Below are 19,915 nucleotides of genomic sequence, written 5' to 3' on the forward strand. Positions count from 1 at the left end.
GGTTGCCCCATTCCGGCGATACGAGGACACTGAGGTCATGACACGAGCCGAGCAGCCCCAAGCAGGACCGGGCGCTCGCGCGCTCGCGCTGGCCCGCGATATCGCGCCGAACTTCGCCGAACGCGCCGCCGACCACGACCGGGAGGGCCGCTTCCCGAAGGCCGACTTCGCGGACCTGCGCGACGCGGGCCTGTTCGGGCTCATGGTCCCTGAGCGGCTCGGCGGCTTCGGCGCGTCCTTCGCCGAGTACAGCCGCATCGCCTCCGCCCTCGCGAGCGGCGCGGGCTCCACGGCCCTCATCTTCAACATGCACGCCTCGGTCACCGGCGCGCTCGCGCAGACCCCGGACGACCTCGTGCGCCTCCTCGGCGCCCCCAAGAGCTCCTTCGAAGCCCGCGACAAGGCCCTCGCGGCCGCCGCGGGCGGCGCGCTCTACGGCGTCGCGATGAGCGAGCGCGGCAGCGGCTCGCGCCTCTCGCAGACCTCGACCGCCTACCGCCGCACCGACGCCGGCTACCGGATCACCGGCAGCAAGGCGTTCGTCTCCGGCGCCGGGCACGTCGACGCCTACCTCGTCACCGCCCGCGAGGCCGGCGCCGAGGACCCGCAGGTCTCCTACTTCCTCGTCCCCGCGGGCGAAGGCATCCGCGTCGAGGGGACCTGGGACTCGCTCGGCATGCGCGCCACCGGCAGCCAGGACGTCCACTTCGACGTCGAAGTGAGTGCCGACGCCCTCCTCGGCGGCGTCGAGGGCCTGACCCTGATGATCGCCGAGGCCATGCCGCAGTGGCTCGTCGCCTCCTACTCCGCCGTCTACGCGGGCGTCGCCCGCGCCGCCGTCGACGCCGCCGCCGAGCACCTGCGCGCCCGCGGCCTCGGCCGCCTCCCCGCCGCCCGCGCCCGCCTCGGCCGCGCCGACAACGCCGTGGCCGCCGCCGAACTCGTCGTCGCCGAAGCCGCCGCGCGGATCGACGCCGCCCCAGGCGATCCCGAAACCAACCGCTGGGTCTGGCGGGCCAAGCTCACCGCGGGCGACACCGCCGTCCAGGTCGCCTCCTCACTGCTCGAAGCCGCCGGGGCCTCCGCCTCCCGCCGCGGCCACCCCCTCGAACGGCTCTACCGCGACGCCCGCTGCGGCGCCCTCCAACCGGCCACATCGGACGTCTGCGCCGACTGGCTCGGCGTCGCCGCCCTCGGCGAGGACCCCGACCACGACGCCCAGGTGCCCCGATGGTGACCGCCCGCATCGCCGGGATCGGCGCGGCCCTGCCGCCGCTGTACGGTCAGGAGCAGCTGTGGGAGGACGTCTTCCGCTGGCACTTCTCCCGCAGCCGCCTCGCCGAGCGCATCTTCACCGGCTCCGACGTTCGCACCCGCCACTCCGCGACCGACCCGGCCGAGTTCAAGGCCGTCGCCGACTGGTCCACCGCCGAACGGATGGCCCGCTACGGCGAGGTCGCGCCGCCGCTCGGCCTCAGCGCCGTCCGCGACGCGCTCGGCGCCGCGCGGACCGATCCCGACGAGATCGGCCTCCTCGCCGTCGCCACCTGCACCGGCTACCGCACGCCCGGCCTCGACATCGAGCTCGCGCGCCTGCTCCCGCTCCCCGCCGACGCCCGCCGGCTCCTCATCGGACACACCGGCTGCCACGCCGCGCTCCCGGCCCTCGGCACCGTCGCCGACTACGTCGCCGCCCACGACCGGCCCGCCGTCCTGCTCTGCCTCGAACTCACCTCGCTGCACCTGCAGCCCGCCTCGATCGACCCCGAGCAGATGGTCTCCCACGCGCTCTTCGCCGACGCCGCCGCCGCGCTCGTCGTACTGCCCGAGGCCGCTTCAGGCCTGCGGGTCGTGGACGTCGACTCGCGCACGGACACCGCCCGCCGCAACCAGATGACCTGGGACATCACCGACCTCGGCTTCCGCATGGGCCTGTCCGCCGAGGTCCCTGACGCGCTCGCCGAACAGGTCGGCCCGCTCGTCAAGGACCTCCTCGCCCGCCACGGCCTGGACCCGGGCGACGTGGCGGCCTGGGCCGTCCATCCCGGCGGCCCGCGCATCCTCGACGCCGTCGAAGCAGGCCTCGAACTCGGCCCCGACGCCCTGGCGACCTCCCGCAGGGTCCTCGCCGAGCACGGCAACTGCTCCTCGGCGACCGTGCTCCTCGTCCTGCAAGAGATCCTGGCCGCCGGGCCGCCCGCGGGCCCGGTCGTGGCCCTCGCCTTCGGCCCCGGCCTCACCCTCTACGCAGCCCTCCTCGAACCGGACGACTGACACGCGGCGCGCCCTGTTGCCCAGAGGGGAACGAGACGGCGCATCGCCCGGTCAGGGGACCTCGGCGAATACACCGCGGGGGCCGAAGGTGTGGTCACCTTCGGCCCCCCGGACGCGGCTCGACGCCGACAACATCGACTTCGCTTGCTAAGCAGGGCACGGTCAGTCGGCCCTGACGCCCGCTTCCTCCGCGCCCGCCGTCTGGCGGGTGCGGACCCGCCGCAGCAGCGGCACGACGACCACGGTCACGACCAGGATCGCCACGAGCGTCGCGGAGACGGGCTGCTGCACGTACTCGGTCACGTCGCCGTCGAAGATGCGCATCGAGCGGCGGAACGAGGCCTCCAGGAGCGAGCCGAGCACGAACGCGAGCACAAAGGGCCCGGGCTCGAACCCGAGCTTGCGCATCCCGTACCCGAGCAGGCCCAGGCCGATCACGAGCAGCATGTCGAAGGCGTTGTTGCGGATCGAGTAGGTGCCGATCATCGTGATCACCACGGTGATCGGCGCCAGGATGCCCGGGCGCACCTTCAGCATCCGCACGAACAGCCCGATGAGCGGGATGCTCAGCACCAGCAGCAGGATGTTGCCCAGGTACATCGAGTTCACGACGCCCCAGAACACGTCCGGGTGGTCGGTCATGAGCCCCGGCCCCGGCGTGATGCCCTGCAGCATGAGCGCGCCGAACAGCACCGCCATGGTCGCGTTCGCCGGGATGCCCAGCGTCAGCAGCGGAATGAACGACGAGGTCGCCGCCGCGTTGTTCGCCGACTCCGGACCGGCGACGCCTTCGACGGCGCCCTTGCCGAACCGGGACGGGTCCTTCGCGGTGCGCTTCTCGACCGCGTACGCCACGAGCGAGGCCATGGTCGCGCCGCCGCCCGGCAGGATGCCGAGCACGAAGCCCGTCACCGAGCCGCGCAGGATCGCCAGCCGCGACTGGAGCCAGTGCAGGCGGCCGGGGATCGCCCGCCCGAACGACGGCACCGGCTTGTCCGGCCGGTCCCGGTGCTCGAGGTTGTACAGGATCTCGCCGACCCCGAAGAGCCCCATGGCGACGATGGTGAAATCGATGCCGTCGGCGAGCTGGTCGGTGCCGAACGTGAACCGCGGCGTGCCCATGATCGGGTCGAGCCCCACGACCGCGAGCAGCAGACCGGCGGCCGCGGCGGCGACGCTCTTGATGATCGACCCGTTCCCGAGCGTGCCGACCAGGAAGATCCCGATCAGCGCCAGGACCGTGTACTCGGCCGGGCCGAACGCCAGCGCGACGCCGGCGAGGGCCGGGGCGATGAAGGTCAGCAGGATGATCGACGCGGTGCCGCCGATGAAAGAGGCGATCGCGGCGATCCCCAGTGCGGGGCCGGCCTCGCCGCGCCGGGCGAGCGCGTGGCCGTCCAAGGCGGTGACCACTGTGGAGGCCTCGCCGGGGAGGCGCAGCAGCACGGAGGTGATGGTGCCGCCGTACTGCGCGCCGTAGAAGATCCCGGCGAGCATGATGACGGCCGCCGTCGGTTCCAGGTTGTAGGTGATGGGCAGCAGGATCGCGATCGTCGCGGCCGGGCCGAGGCCCGGCAGCACGCCGATCAGCATCCCCACGGTGACGCCGAGCAGGCAGAACAGGATGTTCTGCCACTCGAACGCCACCGTGAACCCGGTGAGCACGGGAGAGAGGTCCACGTTCGGTACTCCAGTGGGGACGGACTAGAAGGCGATGATGTGCGGCAGCGGCACGTTGAGCCCGATGATGAACAGGACGTAGGCGACCGCGGTGACGGCGACCGCGAGCACCGCGCTCATGAGCCACGACTCGCGGCTCAGGAACCGCAGCCACGCGAACAGCAGGAGCACCGTCGGGACCTCGAATCCCACGACCTCGTACAGCGAGGCGTACACCGCCAGGCCGCCCGCGGCGGCGAGCACCGCGACCGTGCCGCGCGTGAACGCCTCGGTGTCCCGGCGGGTCTTGGCGGTCACGGCGATGATCCCGATGCCGGAGGCGACGAGGAGCCCGGCCACGATCAGCGGCCAGAGCCCCGGCCCCGGCTCGGTGAGGCTGCCGATATCGAGCCCGAAGCTCAGCCAGGCCGCGACGGCGCCGAGCACCACGGGGACCGCGCCTGCGACGACCGACTGGACGCGTCCGCCCGCACGCGGGCCTTCGTCGACCTCGTCGTCCTGGGCCGCTTCGGGTGCCGCCGCAGCGGCGGTGTCGTCGGCCGCTTCGGCCTCCACCACCGCAGCTTCGGCCGTCTCGGCTTTCTTGACCTTCGCCATGACCGCCTCGCTCATTCCCCGGTGCCGAGCGTGACCCCGGACTCGTCGAGCTGCGCCTTGAACTGCTCGGTGGCCTCGGCGAGGTGCAGTTCCGCGTCCATGCCGTCGACCTCCCAGCGCTCCATGAAGTTGTCCTGGAGGAACTGGCCGTACTCGCCGCCCTCGCGGGCCTCCTCGAACGCGAGGGTCAGCACGCCCACGACGTCGTCGGGGGTGTCGGCGGGGACCACGATGAACCGGCGCTGGTCGACGAGGATGTTGTGCCCCACCTCGAGCGCGGTCGGCACGTCGTTGAGGTAGACGCTGCGCTCCTCGGAGAACACGCACAGCGGCCGCATGTCGCCGGCCTCGATGTGCGGCATGGTCTCCGCGAGCGACAGCGACGCCGCGTCGATGTCCTGGCCCAGCAGCGCGGTGACGGTGGGGCCGCCGCCGTCGAACGGCACGTCCTTGGCTGCGACGCCGGCCAGGCCGAACAGCAGCCCGGCCGAGAGCTGCGAGCCGGTGCCCACGCCCGTGGTGCCGTAGTTGACCGAGTCGGCGGCGAGCAGGTCGTCAAGGGTCTGGTAGGGCGAGTCGCCGTGGACGACGAGCACGTAGCCCTCGTTGGTCAGTGTGGTGATGATGCGCAGCTGGTCGATGGTGACCGCGTCGGGGTCGTCCACCACGAGCGGGCCGATGGCGAAGAGCGACTTGACGGCCAGGCATATCGTGTAGCCGTCCGCCTTGCCCGCCAGGAGTTCCTTGAGCCCGACGGCGCCGTTGGCACCGGGCTTGTTGGTGACGGGGAGCGACTCGCCAAGGGGCTTTTCGGCGGCCTTGGCGACGGCGCGGGAGATCAGGTCGCCGGACCCGCCGGCGTCGAAGGGGACCCAGAAGTCGACCGCGCGGGTCGGGAAGGACGCGCCGGCCTCATCGGCGCCGCCCTGCACCTGGCACGCCGCGAGGGCGGCGAGCGAGGGCACCGCGGCGAGACCGGCGAGCAGTCCGCGTCGGGGGAGGGGGTGTTGCATTGTCTGCTCCTCTAAGTGATCGAATAGCCACGAATTCAGCCCAGTGAAGGGCGTTTCGGGTTGAAGTTCCATCCGGGGACAAGGTATTGCATAGCGGTCGCGTCATCGCGCGCGCCCAGGCCATATCGCGAATACAGCTCGTGTGCTGCGTCTACTTGCGCCATATCGATTTCCACGCCGAGACCGGGCGCGGCGGGCACTTCGATGCGTCCGCTCTCGATGCGCGGCGGGGCGACGGTGAGGCGCTGGCCGTCCTGCCAGATCCAGTGCGTGTCGATGGCGGTGATCTCGCCGGGCGCGGCGGCGGCGACGTGGGTGAACATCGCCAGCGACACGTCGAAGTGGTTGTTGGAGTGGGAGCCCCAGGTGAGTCCGAAGGCCTCGCAGGCCTGCGCGACGCGCACGGACCCGGCCATGGTCCAGAAGTGCGGGTCGGCCAGGGGGATGTCGACGGCGTCGGAGCGGACCGCGTGCGCGAACTCCCGCCAGTCGCAGGCGATCATGTTCGTGGCGGTGCGCATCCCGGTGGCGCGCTTGAACTCCGCCAAGACCTCGCGCCCGGAGTACCCGTTCTCGGCCCCGCACGGGTCCTCGGCGTACGCCAGCACCCCGTCGAGCCCCCGGCACACCTCCACGGCCTCCCGCAGCGACCAGGCCCCGTTGGGGTCCAAGGTGATCCGGGCGTCGGGGAACCGCTCGGCCAGCGCGGTGACGGCCTGGGCCTCCTCCGCGGCGGGCAGCACGCCGCCCTTGAGCTTGAAGTCCCGGAACCCGTACCGCGCCTCGGCCGCCTCCGCCAGGGCCACCACGGCTTCGGGCGTCAGCGCCTCCTCGTCGCGCAGCCGCAGCCAAGCGTCATCCTCAGTGGACCCGTCGCGGTAGTCGAGGTCGGTGCGGCCCCTGTCGCCGATGTAGAACAGGTAGCCCAGGACCGGCACGCTGGTGCGCTGCCGGCCGTCGCCGAGGAGTTCGGCCACAGGCACGCCGAGGTGCTTGCCGAGCAGGTCGAGGAGCGCCGCTTCGAGGGCGGTCCGGACGTGGACGGTGACTCGTTGATCGAAGGTCTGGCGTCCACGCCCGGCCGCGTCCCGGTCCGCGAAGCGGTGTCGCACCGTCTCGAGGACCGCCCGGTACGCGCCGATCGACGACCCCAGTACGAGATCGGCGGCGTCCCGGAGCGTCTGCGCGATGGCCTCGCCGCCGGGCACTTCGCCCACGCCGGTGTTCCCGGCTTCGTCGGTGAGGATCACGAGGTTCCGCGTGAAGTACGGCGCGTGCGCGCCGGAGAGGTTGAGCAGCATGGAGTCCCGCCCGGCCACGGGCACGACCCGCATCGCGGTCACGGTGGGGGTGGTCGCCTGTTCCGCTGCGCCAGCGGCCGGTTCGAGTCCGGTCATGACGCGGACTGCTCGATCAGGGCCCTGAGCGCGGCGAGCTCGTCGTCGCGGAGGTCGATCAGCGGCGGGCGCACGGGTCCGGCGGTGCGGCCCACGGCCGTCATGCCCGCCTTGACGATCGACACCGCATAGCCCTTGCCCGCGTTGCGGATGTCGAGGTAGGGCAGCACGAACTCGCGCAGGCGCCGGTACACCTCGTCGCGGTCCCCGGCGCGCACGGCGTCGTAGAATGCGAGCGCGAACTCGGGGACGAAGTTGAAGATCGCCGAGGAGTAGGTGGTGACGCCCAGCTGCAGGTAGGGGAGGGCGAAGGTCTCGGCGGTGGGGAGGCCGCCGATGTACAGCAGCCGCTCGCCGAGGGTGGCGTAGAGGCGGGTCATGAACTCGATGTCGCCCACGCCGTCCTTGAAGCCCACGAAGTTCGGGCACTCGTCCGCGAGGCGTTCGACGGCGCCGACGCTGTACTCGGCGTTCGCCCGGTGGTAGACGATGACGCCCAGCGAGGTCGCCTCGCACACGGCTTCCACATGCGCCACGAGGCCGTCCTGGCCGGCCTCGGTGAGATACGGCGGGAACAGGAGCACCGCGTCGGCCCCGGCGGCCTCGGCGTCCTTCGCGAACGCGACCGCCTGGGCCGTGCCCTGTCCGGCCGGGGCGATGATCGGGACGGCGCCGGCCGACTCCTCGACGGCGACGCGCACGACGCGGCCGACCTCGTCGGGGGTCAGCGAGAAGAACTCACCCGTGCCGCCCGCCGCGAACAGGCCCGCCGCCGGGAAGGACGCCAAGTGCCCCAAGTGGTCCCGGTACCCGGCCTCGTCGAAGGACAGGTCGTCCTTGAAGTGGGTGACGGGGAAGGACAGCAGCCCCTCGCCCAGCGCGCGCTGGATTGCTGCGGGGGTGTATCGCGACATTTGCGGCAGTCTCCTGTTCAGTGAATTCCGGTGCGTACCGTAACCCCCACGGCTCATACCTGTCTAACACTCATTCGACATCAGCTGATACCTTCAGGGCATGGCTACAGGCGACGTGGGATACACACTCGACCAGCTGCGCGGCTTCGTGGCCGTCGCCGAAGAAGGCCATTTCGGCAGGGCCGCAACGCGACTGCGCATGACGCAGCCGCCCCTGAGCCGCCAGATCCAGCGCCTCGAGCGCGCCGTCGGCTTCGACCTGTTCCTGCGCACCCAGCGCGGCGCCGAACCGACCCCCGCCGGGCGGATCTTCCTCGAAGAGGCGCGGCGGCTCCTGTCCTCGGCCGATACCGCGCCGCTGCGCGCCCGCCGCGTCGCCGCCGGCACCGCCGGCACCATCCGGATCGGCTTCACGGCCGTCTCGGCCCTCACCGTCCTGGGCCGCTGGATCGCCGTGGCCGCAGCGGAACTGCCCGGCGTGGACCTCGTGCTCAGCGAGATGGTGACGCACGCGCAGCTCGACGCGCTGCTCGCGGGGGAGATCGAGGTCGGCCTGGTGCGCCAGGTCCCGCGCTCGGACCTGCTCGACTCCCGGCTCGTGGCAAGGGATTCGCTCATCCTCGCGGCCCCGCGCGACCACCCCCTGACCCGCCTCCAGCGGACACCCACCATGGAGGACGTCGCCGACTACGACGTGGTGACCTACTCGCCTTCGGAGGCCTGGTACTTCTACGAGCTCGTCGTGGCCGCGTTTCAGCAGGCGCACCTGACGCCGCGGTACGTGCAGCACATCAGCCAGGTCCACACGGTCCTGTCGGTGGTGAACGCCGGGCTCGGGGTCGCGCTCGTGCCGTCGTCGGCCAGCGCGTTCAACCTCTCGAACCTGGTGTTCCTCGAGATCGCCGACTTGCCGCCGGACACTGTGGAGCTACACGGCGTCTGGCGCCGCGACCACCGCAACCCCGCCCTGGAAGCCCTCCTGGGCAGCGTCTGAGGCTTTCCTAGGCCGCCTTCGCGATGGACTCGCGGCCGACGAACTCGGTCGGCAGCGCCGACTCGTCCTCGGACCGGCCGCCCTCGATCTCGGTGAGCAGGCGCCGGATCCCCTTCTCGCCGAGCGACGTCAGCGGCATCCGGATCGTGCTGAGCGCCGGGGTCGGCAGATCCGCCCCGAAGATGTCGTCGAACCCGACGATGCTCAACCGGCCCGGCACGTCCACCCCGTGGTCCCGGCACTCCCGCAGCAGGCCCAGCGCGACGAGGTCGTTGTAGGCGAGCACCGCGGTCACGTCGGCGGCCTTGACCCGCCCGAACGCCTCCGCGCCCCCCTCGCGGGTCGGCGCGTTCGACTTGATCTCCACAATGGACATGTCCCACTCCACCGCGGTCGCGAACGCCGTCTGCCAGCGCTGGCCGTTGAGCCAGGAGGCCTCGGGCCCGGCGAGGTAGGCGATGCGGCGGTGCCCGGCTTCGCGCAGCTGCTCCAGGGCGGTCGTGATGCCCGGGCGCACATCGGGGATGACGGCCGGGATGCCTTCGACGAGGCGGTTCACGACCACCAGGGGCTTGACAGAGTACAGCTCCTGGATCTGCTGGTCTTCGAGGCGCGAGCCCACGAGCAGCAGGCCGTCCACCGAGGTCTGCAGCCGCTCGGCGGTGGCGCGCTCGAGTTCGGGCGACTCCTGCGAGTCGGCCAGGACGATCGTCATGCCGGTCTCGAACGCCACCCGCTCGGCGCCGCGCACGAGGTCGAAGTACACCGGGTTGGTGATGTCGGAGACGAGCAGGCCGAGCGTCCCGGTCTTGCCGGTCGGGAGCGCGCGTGCCATCGGGTTGATCCGGTACCCGAGCTCGGAGGCGGCGTCGCGGATGCGCCGCTCGGTCTGCGCGTTGAGCCGGCCGGGCTTGTTGAGGGCGCGGGACACCGTCGAGGGGCTGACCCCGGTCAGCCGCGCGATGTCGTAGATCGTCGGGGGCGCCTTGCGATCGCCGTTGCGGGGACGGGTGGCGGCGTCGGACTGCTCCATGCCTCCCCTTTCGCGCTTGTTGCCGGGAGGTTGTCATCCGGCAATCGATTGGTGCCAATATCTCGGTTTCCCGAGCATCACTTTACCGAGCATAGCCGAGCCCCGCCATAGGCGCTGCGGCCGCTTTCGCCCTGCAGGCTACCTCGGCAATCGGTTGGCAAACACGCGGTTCGGGCGCGCGGCCCTCCTTTCCGCAGCGGCATGCGTTGCCCGCGAATGCGGTCGGGCCAGGTCAGGAGTCGGTGAGGGCCTCTTGGAGCCGGTTGGATTCGGCCTGGTCGGTGTTGGGGTCGGCGTTGCGGTAGGCGGCGGCGATGTCGCGGGCGGGGCGGCCGGTGCGGTCGCGGAAGGCGTCGGCGAGATCGGTGCGGGAGGCTTCGAGCCAGGCGAGTTGCGCCGCGAGTTCGGGGCCGAAGTCGCGCACGTCGATGCCGACGAGGATGGCCCAGGTGACGGCCAGGTCGTACTCCGGATCGCCTGCGGCCGCGTTGGTCCAGTCGATGAGGAACGGGCCGTCGTCGGTGAGGATCACGTTCTCCGGGTGCAGATCGAGGTGGAGCACCTTCCTGGTCCCGTCCGCGTCCATCGCGATCCCACGCGTCGAACCCGTCAGGAACTCGGGCGCGTCGATCTCGTGGAGGCGATCGTGCAGGTCGAGCAGGAGCTTCGCGGCCTCAGGCACCCCGACCGCACCCGCGCTGACCTCCGCGCCGAGCGTACGGCCGTGCAGGCGCTGCATCGTCATCTCCGCGCCCTCGGCGGCGAACACCTCCGGCACCGGGAAGCCGACGCCGTGGAGGTACCGCATCAGACGCGCTTCCGCCGCCGCATCGAATGCGCTGCGCCGCAAGACCATCCGGTCGTCCAATGCGAAGACTTGGGAGGCGCGCCCTCCGCCGATGTGTTCCACCTCCGCAGCTTATCGGCGCGGCCTCCGCCCCGATCAGGCCTCACCTCCCTTTGAGGCGATCCTCGCGGAGCGATCGGTCAGGGGACGATCGAGTCCACGTAGCCGCCGTCGACCCGCACGGCCGCGCCCGTGGTGGCCGAGGCGAGCGGGGAGCTGAGATAGGCGACGAGGTTCGCGATCTCCTCGGGCTCGATGAGGCGGTGCAGGAGCGACTGCGGCCGGTGGCGGCGCATGAACTCGCGCTGCGCCTCGTCCCAGGGCAGGTCCTTCTCGACCAGCTGGTAGACGAAGTCCTCCACCCCGCCCGTGTGCGTCGGCCCCGCGATCACCGAGTTCACGGTCACGCCGGTCCCCGCCGCGGCCTTGGCGAAGCCGCGCGAGACGGCGAGGAGCGCGGTCTTGCTGGTGCCGTAGTGGATCATCTCCTCCGGGATGACAACGGCCGAATCGCTGGCGATGTTGAGGACCCGCCCCCACCCCTGCGCCGTCATGCCGGGCAGGTACGCGCGGATGAGCCGCACCGCCGACAGCACGTTCACCTCGAAGTACCGCCGCCACTCGGCGTCGCTGATCTCGAGCGCCGGCTCCGCGCCGAAGACGCCCAGGTTGTTCACCAGGATGTCCACAGTAGGCAACGCGTCGGTCAGGGCGGCGGCCCCGTCCTCCGTGGCGAGGTCGCCCGGGGCGGCGAAGCAGCGGTCGGTGAAGGTGGCCTCGTTGAGGCGAGCGACCGCGGCCTCGACGGTCTCGGGCTTGCGGCCGTTGATGCCGACCCGCGCCCCGGCGACGGCGAGTTTCACGGCGATGGCCTCGCCGATGCCCTGGGTGGAGCCGGTGACGAGCGCGGTCCTGCCTTCGAGGTCGATCGAGATCATGCGGCCACCCTAACGCCGAACCGGGCGCGGAGGCGGCGAAGCGCCCCTTGACCGGGGGCGCTTCCACGTTGTCTAGCGGGGGATGAGGCGCTGCAACTGGGTCACATGACCAGGCTCCAGCTCCTCCAGGGAGGCGACGCCGAGCAGCTTCATAGTCCGCTCGAGCTCCTCCTTCAGGATCGCGATCGCGCGGTCCACGCCTTCGCGGCCGCCCGCCATGAGCCCGTACAGGTACGCCCGGCCGATCATCGTGAACCGCGCGCCCAACGCGATGCACGCGACGATGTCCGCGCCCGACATGATGCCCGTGTCGACATGCACCTCGGTGTCCTTGCCGACCTCCCGCACCACCTCCGGCAGCAGGTGGAACGGGATTGGCGCCCGGTCGAGCTGGCGGCCGCCGTGGTTCGACAGCGTGATGCCGTCGACGCCCATGTCAGCCAACCGCTTCGCGTCCGCGACCGTCTGGACGCCCTTCACCACGACCTTGCCCGGCCACTGCTGCTTGATCCAGGCCAGGTCCTCGTAGTCCACCGTGGGGTCGAACATCGTGTTCAGGAGCTCCGCCACGGTGCCCGACCAGCGGCTCAACGACGCGAACGACAGCGGCTCGGTCGTGAGCATGTCGAACCACCAGTTCGGGTGCTTCGCCATGTCGAAGAACGTCCTCGCCGTCAGCTCCGGCGGGATCGCGAACCCGTTGCGCTTGTCGCGCAGCCGCGCGCCCGCCACCGGCACGTCCACCGTGACCAGCAGCGTGTCGAACCCGGCCGCCGCGGCCCGGTCGACCAGGGCCATCGAGCGGTCGCGGTCCTTCCACATGTACAGCTGGAACCAGTTGCGGCCCAACGCCCCTCCCGCCTCCGCCACGTCCTCGATCGGGGTCGTGCCCATCGTGGACAGCGCGAACGGGATGCCCGCCGCCGCGGCCGCGGCGGCGCCGGCGCGCTCGCCCTCGGTGTGCATCATGCGCGTGAATCCGGTGGGCGCGATGCCGAACGGCAGCTCAGTGCGGCGCCCCAGTACGTCCCAGCCCGTGTCGAGCTTCGAGACGTCGCGCAGGATCGCCGGATGGAACTCGATGTCCTTGAACGCCTGTCGCGCCCGCGCCAGCGACAGCTCGGCCTCGGCCGCGCCCTCGGTGTAGTCGAACGCCGCGCGCGGCGTGCGGCGCTTCGCGATGGCGCGCAGGTCCTCGATCGTGAGCGCCGCCCGCAGGCGCCGCCGCTTCGCGTTGAAATCGGGCTTCTTGAACTTCACCAAGGGCAGCAGGTCCTTGGGGCGGGGGAATTGTCGCTGAGTCATGTTCCGGGCCTATTGAATCGTTTCATTATTGAGGGCCGAGCCTATCCCACTCGCCGCCCTCGCGCCAGACCCCGTTTCCGGCACGCGAGGCGCGCCGGAAACGGGGGCAGGATCAGTTCCGCAGCCAGACGGTGGTCTCGCCCGGCAGCTCGCCGTCGACCGGGCCGCTGGCGAGCAGCACCTCGCCGGCCGGCAGCGGCACCGGGGCCGCGCCGAAGTTCGCCACCGCCTCCCAGCCGTTGGCGCGGCGCAGGTGCAGCACCTGCGGCTCCGACTCGACCCAGGTGAGCGACTCGTCGGTCTGCAGCTCCCGGCGGAGCGCCAGCGCGTCCCGGTACAGGTTCAGCGTCGACCCCGGGTCGTCCGACTGCGCCTCGACCGAGACCTCGCCGAACCACTCCGGTTGCGGCAGATGGGCTTTCGCGGGGCCGAAGCCGTAGGACTCGCCGGTCGCGCGCCACGGGATCGGGACGCGGCAGCCGTCGCGGCCCACGTCCACGCCCGGGCTGCGGAAGAACGTCGGGTCCTGCCGCGCCGCGTCCGGGATGTCCGCGACCTCGCCCAGGCCGAGCTCTTCGCCCTGGTAGAGGTACGCGCTGCCCGGCAGCGCGAGCATGAGCAGCGTCGCGGCGCGCGCCCGGCGCAGCCCGGCCTCGGCGTCCACCACCGGGTCGGCGCCGCCCGAGAGCAGCCACGCGCGGTTGTAGTGGCGCGGCCGGTCCCCGTTGGGCGGCAGCCCGTACCGGGTCGCGTGGCGCACCACGTCGTGGTTGGAGAACACCCAGGTGGTCGAGGAGCCGGAGGCCGCGGCCTGCTCGAGGTTCTCGACGATGATCTTGCGGTAGGCGTCGGCGTCGAAGTCCGCTTCGAGCAGGTCGAAGTTGAACGCCTGGCCCAGCCCTTCGGCGCTGGCGTAGCGGGCGCGGCGCGCGGGCGGGTCGACCCAGGCCTCGGCGACGGCGATGCGCGGCGGGTCGTACTCGTTGAAGACCTCGCGCCATCCGGCGTAGATCTCGTGCACTTCGTCGCGATCCCACAGCAGGTGGGTGCCGGTGGCCCGGTCCATCGCCTGGAGCTGGGCCTCGCTCGGCAGGTCGTCGGGCAGGTCCTTGGCGAGGGCGTGCGCGACGTCGACGCGGAAGCCGTCCACGCCCCGGTCCGACCAGAACCGCAGGGTCTTGAGGAAGTCGGCGCGCACCTCCTCGTTGTGCCAGTTGAAGTCCGGCTGCTCGGGGGCGAACAGATGGAGGTACCACTGGCCGTCGCCCACCGGGTCCCAGGCCGGGCCGCCGAACATGCACTTCCAGTCGGCGGGCGGCAGCTCGCCGTGCGGGCCGAGCCCGTCGCGGAAGACGTACCGGTCGCGCTCGAGCGAGCCCTTCGGCGCGGCCAGCGCCTCCTTGAACCACTCGTGCTGGTCGGAGGAGTGGTTGGGGACGATGTCGACGATGAGCTTGATGCCCGCCGCGTGGAGGGCCGCGACCATCGCGTCGAAGTCGGCGAGCGTGCCCAGGCGCGGGTCGACGTTGCGGTGGTCGGCTACGTCGTAGCCGCCGTCGGCGAGCTCGGACGGGTAGAACGGGCTGAGCCACACGGCGTCGACCCCGAGCCGCGCAAGGTAGTCGACGCGGGAGGTGATGCCGGGGAGGTCGCCGATGCCGTCGCCGTTCGCGTCGGCGAAGCTGCGCGGGTAGATCTGGTAGACGGTGGCCTGGCGCCACCAGTCGGCGTCGATGCGAGCGCCCGGGGTGGTTCCGGTGGCGCCGGTCAGCAGCTCGGTCATTGAGCGTGAGCCTTTCAGCGATTGATAGGGTGATTAAATCTAGGTGTTAAATCAACTCCGTCCGCCATACTGGTACACGGGAAGGCGAGGTGTCAAGAGGCGTGGCCGACATTGATGACAGGACCGGGTTCTCGCAGAAGCGCGCGAACGCGGCCGCCGTGCTCGACTACGCCTGGGACCGGGGCGCCTTCACCGCGAGCGACGCCATCGAGGCGACCGGCCTGACACGCTCCACTGTGATCGCGCTGGCCGACGACCTCGTGGAGCGCGGCTGGTTCTGCGAGCTGCCGAACGCGCGCGCCGCGGGGGAGTACCGCAAGGGCCGCCCCGCCCGCCGGTACGAGCTGCGGTCGACCGCGGGCGTGGTCGTCGGCGTCGACGCCGGCCAGCACTGCGTCACCGCCGCCGTCGCGGACCTGCGCGGCCGGGAACTCGCCCGCGCCCACACCGAGGTGGACGAGGACAGCGCCGAGCAGCGCCTCGCCGTCGCGGACACCGTGATCGCGAAGGCCCTCAGCGACGCGGGGGCGCTCGAGCAGTCGGTCCTCTGCGTCGCCGTCGGCGTGCCCGCCCCCACCGACCTCGACGGGGTCTCTCCCGAAGGGGAGCAAGGGTTCTGGTCGCGCATGAACCCCGGTTTCGCCGCCCACCTGCGGGAGCGGGGGGAGGCGCACGGCTGGCTCATCGAGGTCGAGAACGACGCCAACCTGGCCGCGATCGCCGAAGGCGCGCTCGGCGCGGGGGTCGGGGCCTCCTCGTACATCACCCTCATGACCGGCGAGCGGTTCGGCGCGGGCTACGTGGTGGACGGCCACCTCGTGCGCGGCACGCGCGGCGCCGCGGGTGAACTGCGGCTCCTGTCCCTCGTCGAAGGGGTCGGCTCGACCCACGGCATCGCGGCCCTGCTGCGCGCCTGGGCGCTCGAAGCCCGCACATCGGACACAGTGGACCCGGCTAGTGCGCTCATGACGACCCCGAAGGCGGACCTCGGCGCCCCCGTCGTCTTCCGCGCCGCCGAAGCGGGCGACCCGGCCGCGTTGGCGCTCCTCGACCGCATGGCCGAGCGGCTGGCGCGGATCTGCGCGGTGCTCGGCGGCCTGCTCGACGTCGAGCGCATCGTCTTCTCCGGTGCGGTCGCCGACTCGATCGGCCTGCTCCTGCCGCGCACGGCCGCCCGCCTCGACGAGCTGACCCACCCGCCCGCGCCCGGGCTGGCCGCCTCCACGCTGCACGGCGGCGTGGTCAGCACCGGCGCGGTCGTGCGGGCGCTGCAACTCGTGCGGGCGAACGCGATCGCGCTCGACCCCGTCGCACCTTCTCTGGAATAAAGCATTCCGTTCTGATATGCTCGACTTCGTCACCCGTTCCGAGGATGAAAGCGAGCGCGCCATGAGCACCCGACCCGAACCGATTCCCGAGGGCTACGGCACCGTCACGCCCTGGATCATCACGAGCGACACCGCCCGCGTCATCGCCTTCATCGAAGCGGCCTTCGACGGCGAGGAGCTCGGCCGCGTCGAGCAGCCGCCCGGCAAGATCGGCCACGCCGAGGTCCGCATCGGCACCTCGATCGTGATGCTCTTCGACACCCCGTTCAAAGTGGACACGCCCGCGATGCTGCGGCTCTACGTCGAGGACGCCCAGGCCACCCTCGACCGCGCCGTGGAAGCCGGCGCGACCGTCGTGACCCCCCTGACCGACGTCCAGGCCTGGGGCGACCGCGTCGCCCGCCTCCGCGACCCGCTCGGCAACCTCTGGTGGCTGCAAGAGCGCGTCGAGGCCCCCTCGCCCGAGGAGGCCATGCGCCGCATGGGCGAACCGCGGTACCTCAAGGCCATGGAGCAGACACAGGTCATGGACGCCCCCGGCCTCGCCTGACGGCGAAGGCCCCGGGGCCCGGAGGACCATGACGGCGCGCGGGGGCGCGCGGAACGCGGAACGAGCGCCACTTGCGTCTCCTTTGGAACGAAGGGCCGGCCTCCGGTGAGGGGTGGGCACTGTCCCGGACATGGACGGACGGCTAAGCGGCCTGCTGCCAGCGCCGCGATCGCCTAGGATTGTCGGACATTGACCGCCCCTGGACCCCGAGGTGCAGCCGTGGAACCCGGAACGCTGATCGCCGACCGCTACCGACTCGACGCCTCGATCGCCTCCGGGGGCATGGGCACCGTGTGGCGCGGCCACGACACCCGCCTCAAGCGGGCCGTCGCCGTCAAGATCCTCAAGTCCGGCTTCGAACGCGACGAGAACGCCCGCGCCCGCTTCGAGCACGAGGCGCACGCCGTGGCCTCCTTGCGCCACAACGGCATCGCCGCCCTCCACGACTACGGCGAGACCGAGGACGAGCAGGGCGCGGTCCTCTCCTACCTCGTGATGGAGCTGATCGAAGGCCGGTCGCTCACGCAGGTCCTCCTCGGCGGCCCGCTCGACCCGGCCGAGGCGATGCGCCTGTGCGCCCAGGTCGCCGAGGCCCTGCAGGCGGCCCACGACGCCGGGATCATCCACCGGGACGTCAAGCCCGCCAACATCATCATCGACGAGCGCGGCCGCGCCGTCCTGGTCGACTTCGGCATCGCCCTCTCGGCCGGGCGCGCCTCAATCACCGAATCGGGCCTCCTCCTCGGCACCCTCTTCTACGCCTCGCCCGAGCAGCTCGAAGGCCGCGAGCTCACCCCGGCCACCGACGCGTACTCGCTCGGCGCGGTCGCCTACGAATGCCTCGCCGGGACGCCGCCGTTCACCGGCGAGACGGCCGGGACCATCATCAACGGGCACCTGCACCAGCCCCCGCCCCAGTTCCCCGAGACCGTGCCGCCCGCGCCCGCCGCCGTCGTCTTCCAGGCCCTCGCCAAGGACCCCGAGAACCGCTGGCCCTCGGCGGCCGCGTTCGCAGCGGCCGCCGAGCACGCCGCCGCGAAGCCCGAAGAGCCCCACGCCGACCCGGTCCTCTTCGCCCCGGCTCCGCGCCAGGCCGAGCCGGTCACCGCCGCTCACCCGTTCCCGGCCCCGGTCCTCCCGTCCCGCCGCCCGAAACACAAGCGGCTCATGGTCATCCTGCCGACGGCCGCCGTCGCGATCGTGGCGGCCGCCGCTGCGCTGATGCTCTCGCCCTGGCTCAGCGAAGCGGGCGACGGCGAAGGCGGCGACCGCGGCACGCTCGCCGCGCAGGACTCCTCCGCGGAAACCGAAGGCGCACCGGCCGTCGCGGGCACCACGACCCCTGTACCGTCCGCATCGGACACCACGAGCGCGGCCGCGACCGAATCCGAAGACGAACAGGCGGTCGGAGACGCGGACGGCGACGACGCGGCCACCACGGGAAGCGCCGGAGGCGACGACGACGAGCCCACCGGCGGCACCACCACCGAGGAAGGCGGCATGGTCGACGGCAGCCCGCCGAACCTCCCCGACGTGCGCGGCGAGTGGTTCACCGACGCGCGGGACCGGCTCGTCTCGGAGGGCTGGGAGCACGTCTCCCTCGTGCCCGACCCGAACGACCCGGACAACGGCCAGACCGAGTGCAGCGTCCTCACCCAGGACCCCGACCCCGGCTCCCCGACCGACTACGACACCCCGATCACCTTGACGTACCTCGAGTTCGCCGACGGCAACTGCTAGCGCGTCCTAGGGCCGGTCGAAGGGGAAGCGGTGGCCCGCGAACAGCGCGGTGTCGCCGCTGCCGCCGCGCTGGCGCAGGGCGTAGGCGATGAGGGCGTGGTCGAGGATGTAGAGGCGGCTGCCCTCGGCCTCGCCGTCCGGTGAGAGCCGGTCGATCACCCAGTCCATGGCGGACTGCCCGCCGTAGCGCGGCCGGGGCTCGAACACGAGGTCGGCGGCCCCGATCTCGCCGAGGACGTTCACGAGGTACCCGAAGGGATAGGGCCGGTTGACCCGGTCCTCGTCGGTGCGGTCGAGGTCGGGGTAGGAGTCGGCGACGCGTTCGAGCATCGCGTGCGGGACGAGGTCCATCCGGCCGGTGAGCATGGCGGTCTGGATCAGGTACGGGTAGGCGATGCCGGTGAGGAAGAAGTTCTCGCCCGGGTCGAGGTGCCGCCATGTGCCCACAAGGGACTCGAGGTAGCGGTCGAGGGACGGCACCTGCGCGCGCAGGCGGCCGAGGTTGCTCAGCGCCATCAGGTAGTACAGGCCCATGTGGGTGCGCTCGGCCGGGTCGAGCGCGGCCATGAGGTCCCGGGCCTGCGCGAGGCGGTCGCGCCCGCGCAGCAGGTGGTCGGGCCGTCCGGCCACGGCCACCGCGTTGAGCATGGTGAGCAGCGGGTAGACCTTCCCGAACGCGGTGCTGAGCGGCTGCGGGAAGGCCGGCGGCATCCCGATCTCGTCGTCGCGGTCGAGGTAGTCGAGGATCTCGCCGATCGCATCGCGGCCGTCGGCGGTGAGGCGATCGCCGTGGCCGATGAGCGCGGTGACGGCGATGAGCATGGACCCGCCCCGGCCGCGGAAGAACGGGGAGGGGACGCGGTCGATGAGCCCCAGCGCCTCGCCCACGTGGTCGCGGCCTGCGGTGAGCCGCGCCTGCAGCCCGAGCTGGCCGTGGGCGAGGAAGACCGCGGTGTAGGCCGAGAGGCGTTCGTAGTCGCCGTGCCTGCCCTGGTTCTCGTCCTTGATCTGGTCGGGGGCGACGGCGTCGACCAGGGCGAGGGTCTCGGCGGGGATGTCGGCGTCCCCGTCGGTGAGGAGCGCGGAGTCGAGGCCGAGTTTCGCCCAGGCGTCCATGAGGATGCACCCGGCCATGATGCGCCAGTACGGGTTCGGCACGGCGCGCGCGGCCTCCATGATCGGGCCGAGGGCGCGCACGGCGCGCTGGTCGGAGAGGCCGGGCCGGGCGAAGTTGAGGACGAGTTCGGCGAGGTGGCCGGAGAAGCGCGTGTAGGCGTTGCCGGGCACCGTCTTCGCGAGCCGGTCGAAGGCCCCTCTGATGCGGGAGGCGGCGAGCGGGTCGTAGCGGACGGGGTGCTGGCCGAGGCCGATGCCGCGGACCATGCGGCTCCACGGGGTGGCGATGACGCGGGTCTCGGCGGGGAGGCCGTCGAGGGAGGCGGGTACGGCGATGGAGGGAGTGGCCATCGAAGCATGTCCTTTCAGGAGAGTCGAGGCGCCGGGCGCGGCGCGGGCCGCGCCC

General features: G+C 71.9%; 17 protein-coding genes. 6 read left to right on the forward strand and 11 right to left on the reverse strand.

Translation table 11 applies throughout. The features are described 5' to 3' along the window. Nucleotides 1-37 precede the first annotated feature (37 nt). Both J5V16_RS03655 and J5V16_RS03660 read left to right on the forward strand, forming a co-directional pair. Nucleotides 38-1,237, forward strand: coding sequence for an acyl-CoA dehydrogenase family protein (locus J5V16_RS03655; RefSeq protein WP_208494653.1), 1,200 nt, complete (start codon nucleotides 38-40; stop codon nucleotides 1,235-1,237). Next, entirely contained in the window at nucleotides 1,231-2,274 is a 1,044-nt protein-coding gene (locus J5V16_RS03660) for a type III polyketide synthase (protein WP_208494654.1), read from the forward strand. The genes J5V16_RS03655 and J5V16_RS03660 overlap by 7 nt, the downstream gene beginning before the upstream one ends. 162 nt (nucleotides 2,275-2,436) lie before the next feature. On the opposite strand, the gene J5V16_RS03665 is transcribed toward J5V16_RS03660, so the two are convergent. The 5 genes from J5V16_RS03665 to kdgD are packed head-to-tail and all read right to left on the reverse strand — an operon-like array spanning nucleotide 2,437 to nucleotide 7,875. Continuing rightward, nucleotides 2,437-3,954, reverse strand: a complete 1,518-nt coding sequence (locus J5V16_RS03665; protein WP_208494655.1) for a tripartite tricarboxylate transporter permease — start codon at nucleotides 3,952-3,954, stop codon at nucleotides 2,437-2,439. 24 nt (nucleotides 3,955-3,978) lie between these two features. Next, nucleotides 3,979-4,551 (reverse strand): tripartite tricarboxylate transporter TctB family protein, encoded by a 573-nt coding sequence (locus J5V16_RS03670; protein ID WP_208494656.1) that lies wholly within the window; start codon nucleotides 4,549-4,551, stop codon nucleotides 3,979-3,981. A gap of 11 nt (nucleotides 4,552-4,562) precedes the next feature. After that, nucleotides 4,563-5,564 carry a Bug family tripartite tricarboxylate transporter substrate binding protein gene (locus J5V16_RS03675; protein ID WP_208494657.1) on the reverse strand — a complete coding sequence of 334 codons (1,002 nt, stop codon included), beginning with the start codon at nucleotides 5,562-5,564 and terminating at the stop codon, nucleotides 4,563-4,565. A 35-nt stretch (nucleotides 5,565-5,599) separates the two neighbouring features. Further along, nucleotides 5,600-6,961, reverse strand: coding sequence for an enolase C-terminal domain-like protein (locus tag J5V16_RS03680; protein WP_208494658.1), 1,362 nt, complete (start codon nucleotides 6,959-6,961; stop codon nucleotides 5,600-5,602). Beyond that, nucleotides 6,958-7,875 carry a 5-dehydro-4-deoxyglucarate dehydratase gene (kdgD, locus tag J5V16_RS03685; protein WP_208494659.1) on the reverse strand — a complete coding sequence of 306 codons (918 nt, stop codon included), beginning with the start codon at nucleotides 7,873-7,875 and terminating at the stop codon, nucleotides 6,958-6,960. The genes J5V16_RS03680 and kdgD overlap by 4 nt, the downstream gene beginning before the upstream one ends. A gap of 100 nt (nucleotides 7,876-7,975) precedes the next feature. On the opposite strand from kdgD, the gene J5V16_RS03690 reads away from it, so the two are divergent. After that, nucleotides 7,976-8,869, forward strand: a complete 894-nt coding sequence (locus J5V16_RS03690) for a LysR family transcriptional regulator (RefSeq protein ID WP_208494660.1) — start codon at nucleotides 7,976-7,978, stop codon at nucleotides 8,867-8,869. A gap of 7 nt (nucleotides 8,870-8,876) precedes the next feature. Here the strand turns inward: J5V16_RS03690 and J5V16_RS03695 are convergent, their stop codons facing one another. From J5V16_RS03695 to J5V16_RS03715, 5 genes are all read right to left on the reverse strand, one after another. Beyond that, nucleotides 8,877-9,902, reverse strand: coding sequence for a LacI family DNA-binding transcriptional regulator (locus J5V16_RS03695; RefSeq protein WP_208494661.1), 1,026 nt, complete (start codon nucleotides 9,900-9,902; stop codon nucleotides 8,877-8,879). 232 nt (nucleotides 9,903-10,134) lie between these two features. Beyond that, nucleotides 10,135-10,812 carry a phosphotransferase family protein gene (locus J5V16_RS25350; protein WP_208494662.1) on the reverse strand — a complete coding sequence of 226 codons (678 nt, stop codon included), beginning with the start codon at nucleotides 10,810-10,812 and terminating at the stop codon, nucleotides 10,135-10,137. Nucleotides 10,813-10,889: 77 nt separating this feature from the next. Beyond that, nucleotides 10,890-11,684, reverse strand: a complete 795-nt coding sequence (locus tag J5V16_RS03705; protein WP_408612374.1) for an SDR family NAD(P)-dependent oxidoreductase — start codon at nucleotides 11,682-11,684, stop codon at nucleotides 10,890-10,892. Nucleotides 11,685-11,759: 75 nt separating this feature from the next. Beyond that, nucleotides 11,760-12,992, reverse strand: coding sequence for an alpha-hydroxy acid oxidase (locus tag J5V16_RS03710; RefSeq protein ID WP_208494664.1), 1,233 nt, complete (start codon nucleotides 12,990-12,992; stop codon nucleotides 11,760-11,762). A 112-nt stretch (nucleotides 12,993-13,104) separates the two neighbouring features. Next, nucleotides 13,105-14,775, reverse strand: coding sequence for a glycoside hydrolase family 13 protein (locus J5V16_RS03715; protein ID WP_208494665.1), 1,671 nt, complete (start codon nucleotides 14,773-14,775; stop codon nucleotides 13,105-13,107). Nucleotides 14,776-14,876: 101 nt separating this feature from the next. On the opposite strand from J5V16_RS03715, the gene J5V16_RS03720 reads away from it, so the two are divergent. The 3 genes from J5V16_RS03720 (at nucleotide 14,877) to J5V16_RS03730 (ending at nucleotide 18,393) form a co-directional block, all read left to right on the forward strand. Next, nucleotides 14,877-16,103, forward strand: coding sequence for an ROK family protein (locus tag J5V16_RS03720; RefSeq protein WP_208494666.1), 1,227 nt, complete (start codon nucleotides 14,877-14,879; stop codon nucleotides 16,101-16,103). A gap of 61 nt (nucleotides 16,104-16,164) precedes the next feature. Then, on the forward strand, nucleotides 16,165-16,653 hold the full coding sequence (locus tag J5V16_RS03725) for a VOC family protein (protein ID WP_208494667.1): 489 nt from the start codon (nucleotides 16,165-16,167) through the stop codon (nucleotides 16,651-16,653). Between the two features lie 219 nt (nucleotides 16,654-16,872). Beyond that, nucleotides 16,873-18,393, forward strand: a complete 1,521-nt coding sequence (locus J5V16_RS03730; RefSeq protein WP_208494668.1) for a serine/threonine protein kinase — start codon at nucleotides 16,873-16,875, stop codon at nucleotides 18,391-18,393. Between the two features lie 6 nt (nucleotides 18,394-18,399). Here J5V16_RS03730 and J5V16_RS03735 read toward each other — a convergent pair whose 3' ends face one another. Beyond that, entirely contained in the window at nucleotides 18,400-19,860 is a 1,461-nt protein-coding gene (locus tag J5V16_RS03735; RefSeq protein WP_208494669.1) for a hypothetical protein, read from the reverse strand. Nucleotides 19,861-19,915: the final 55 nt, after the last annotated feature.

This window comes from Glycomyces niveus (assembly GCF_017592475.1).
Lineage (GTDB): Bacteria > Actinomycetota > Actinomycetes > Mycobacteriales > Micromonosporaceae > Glycomyces > Glycomyces niveus.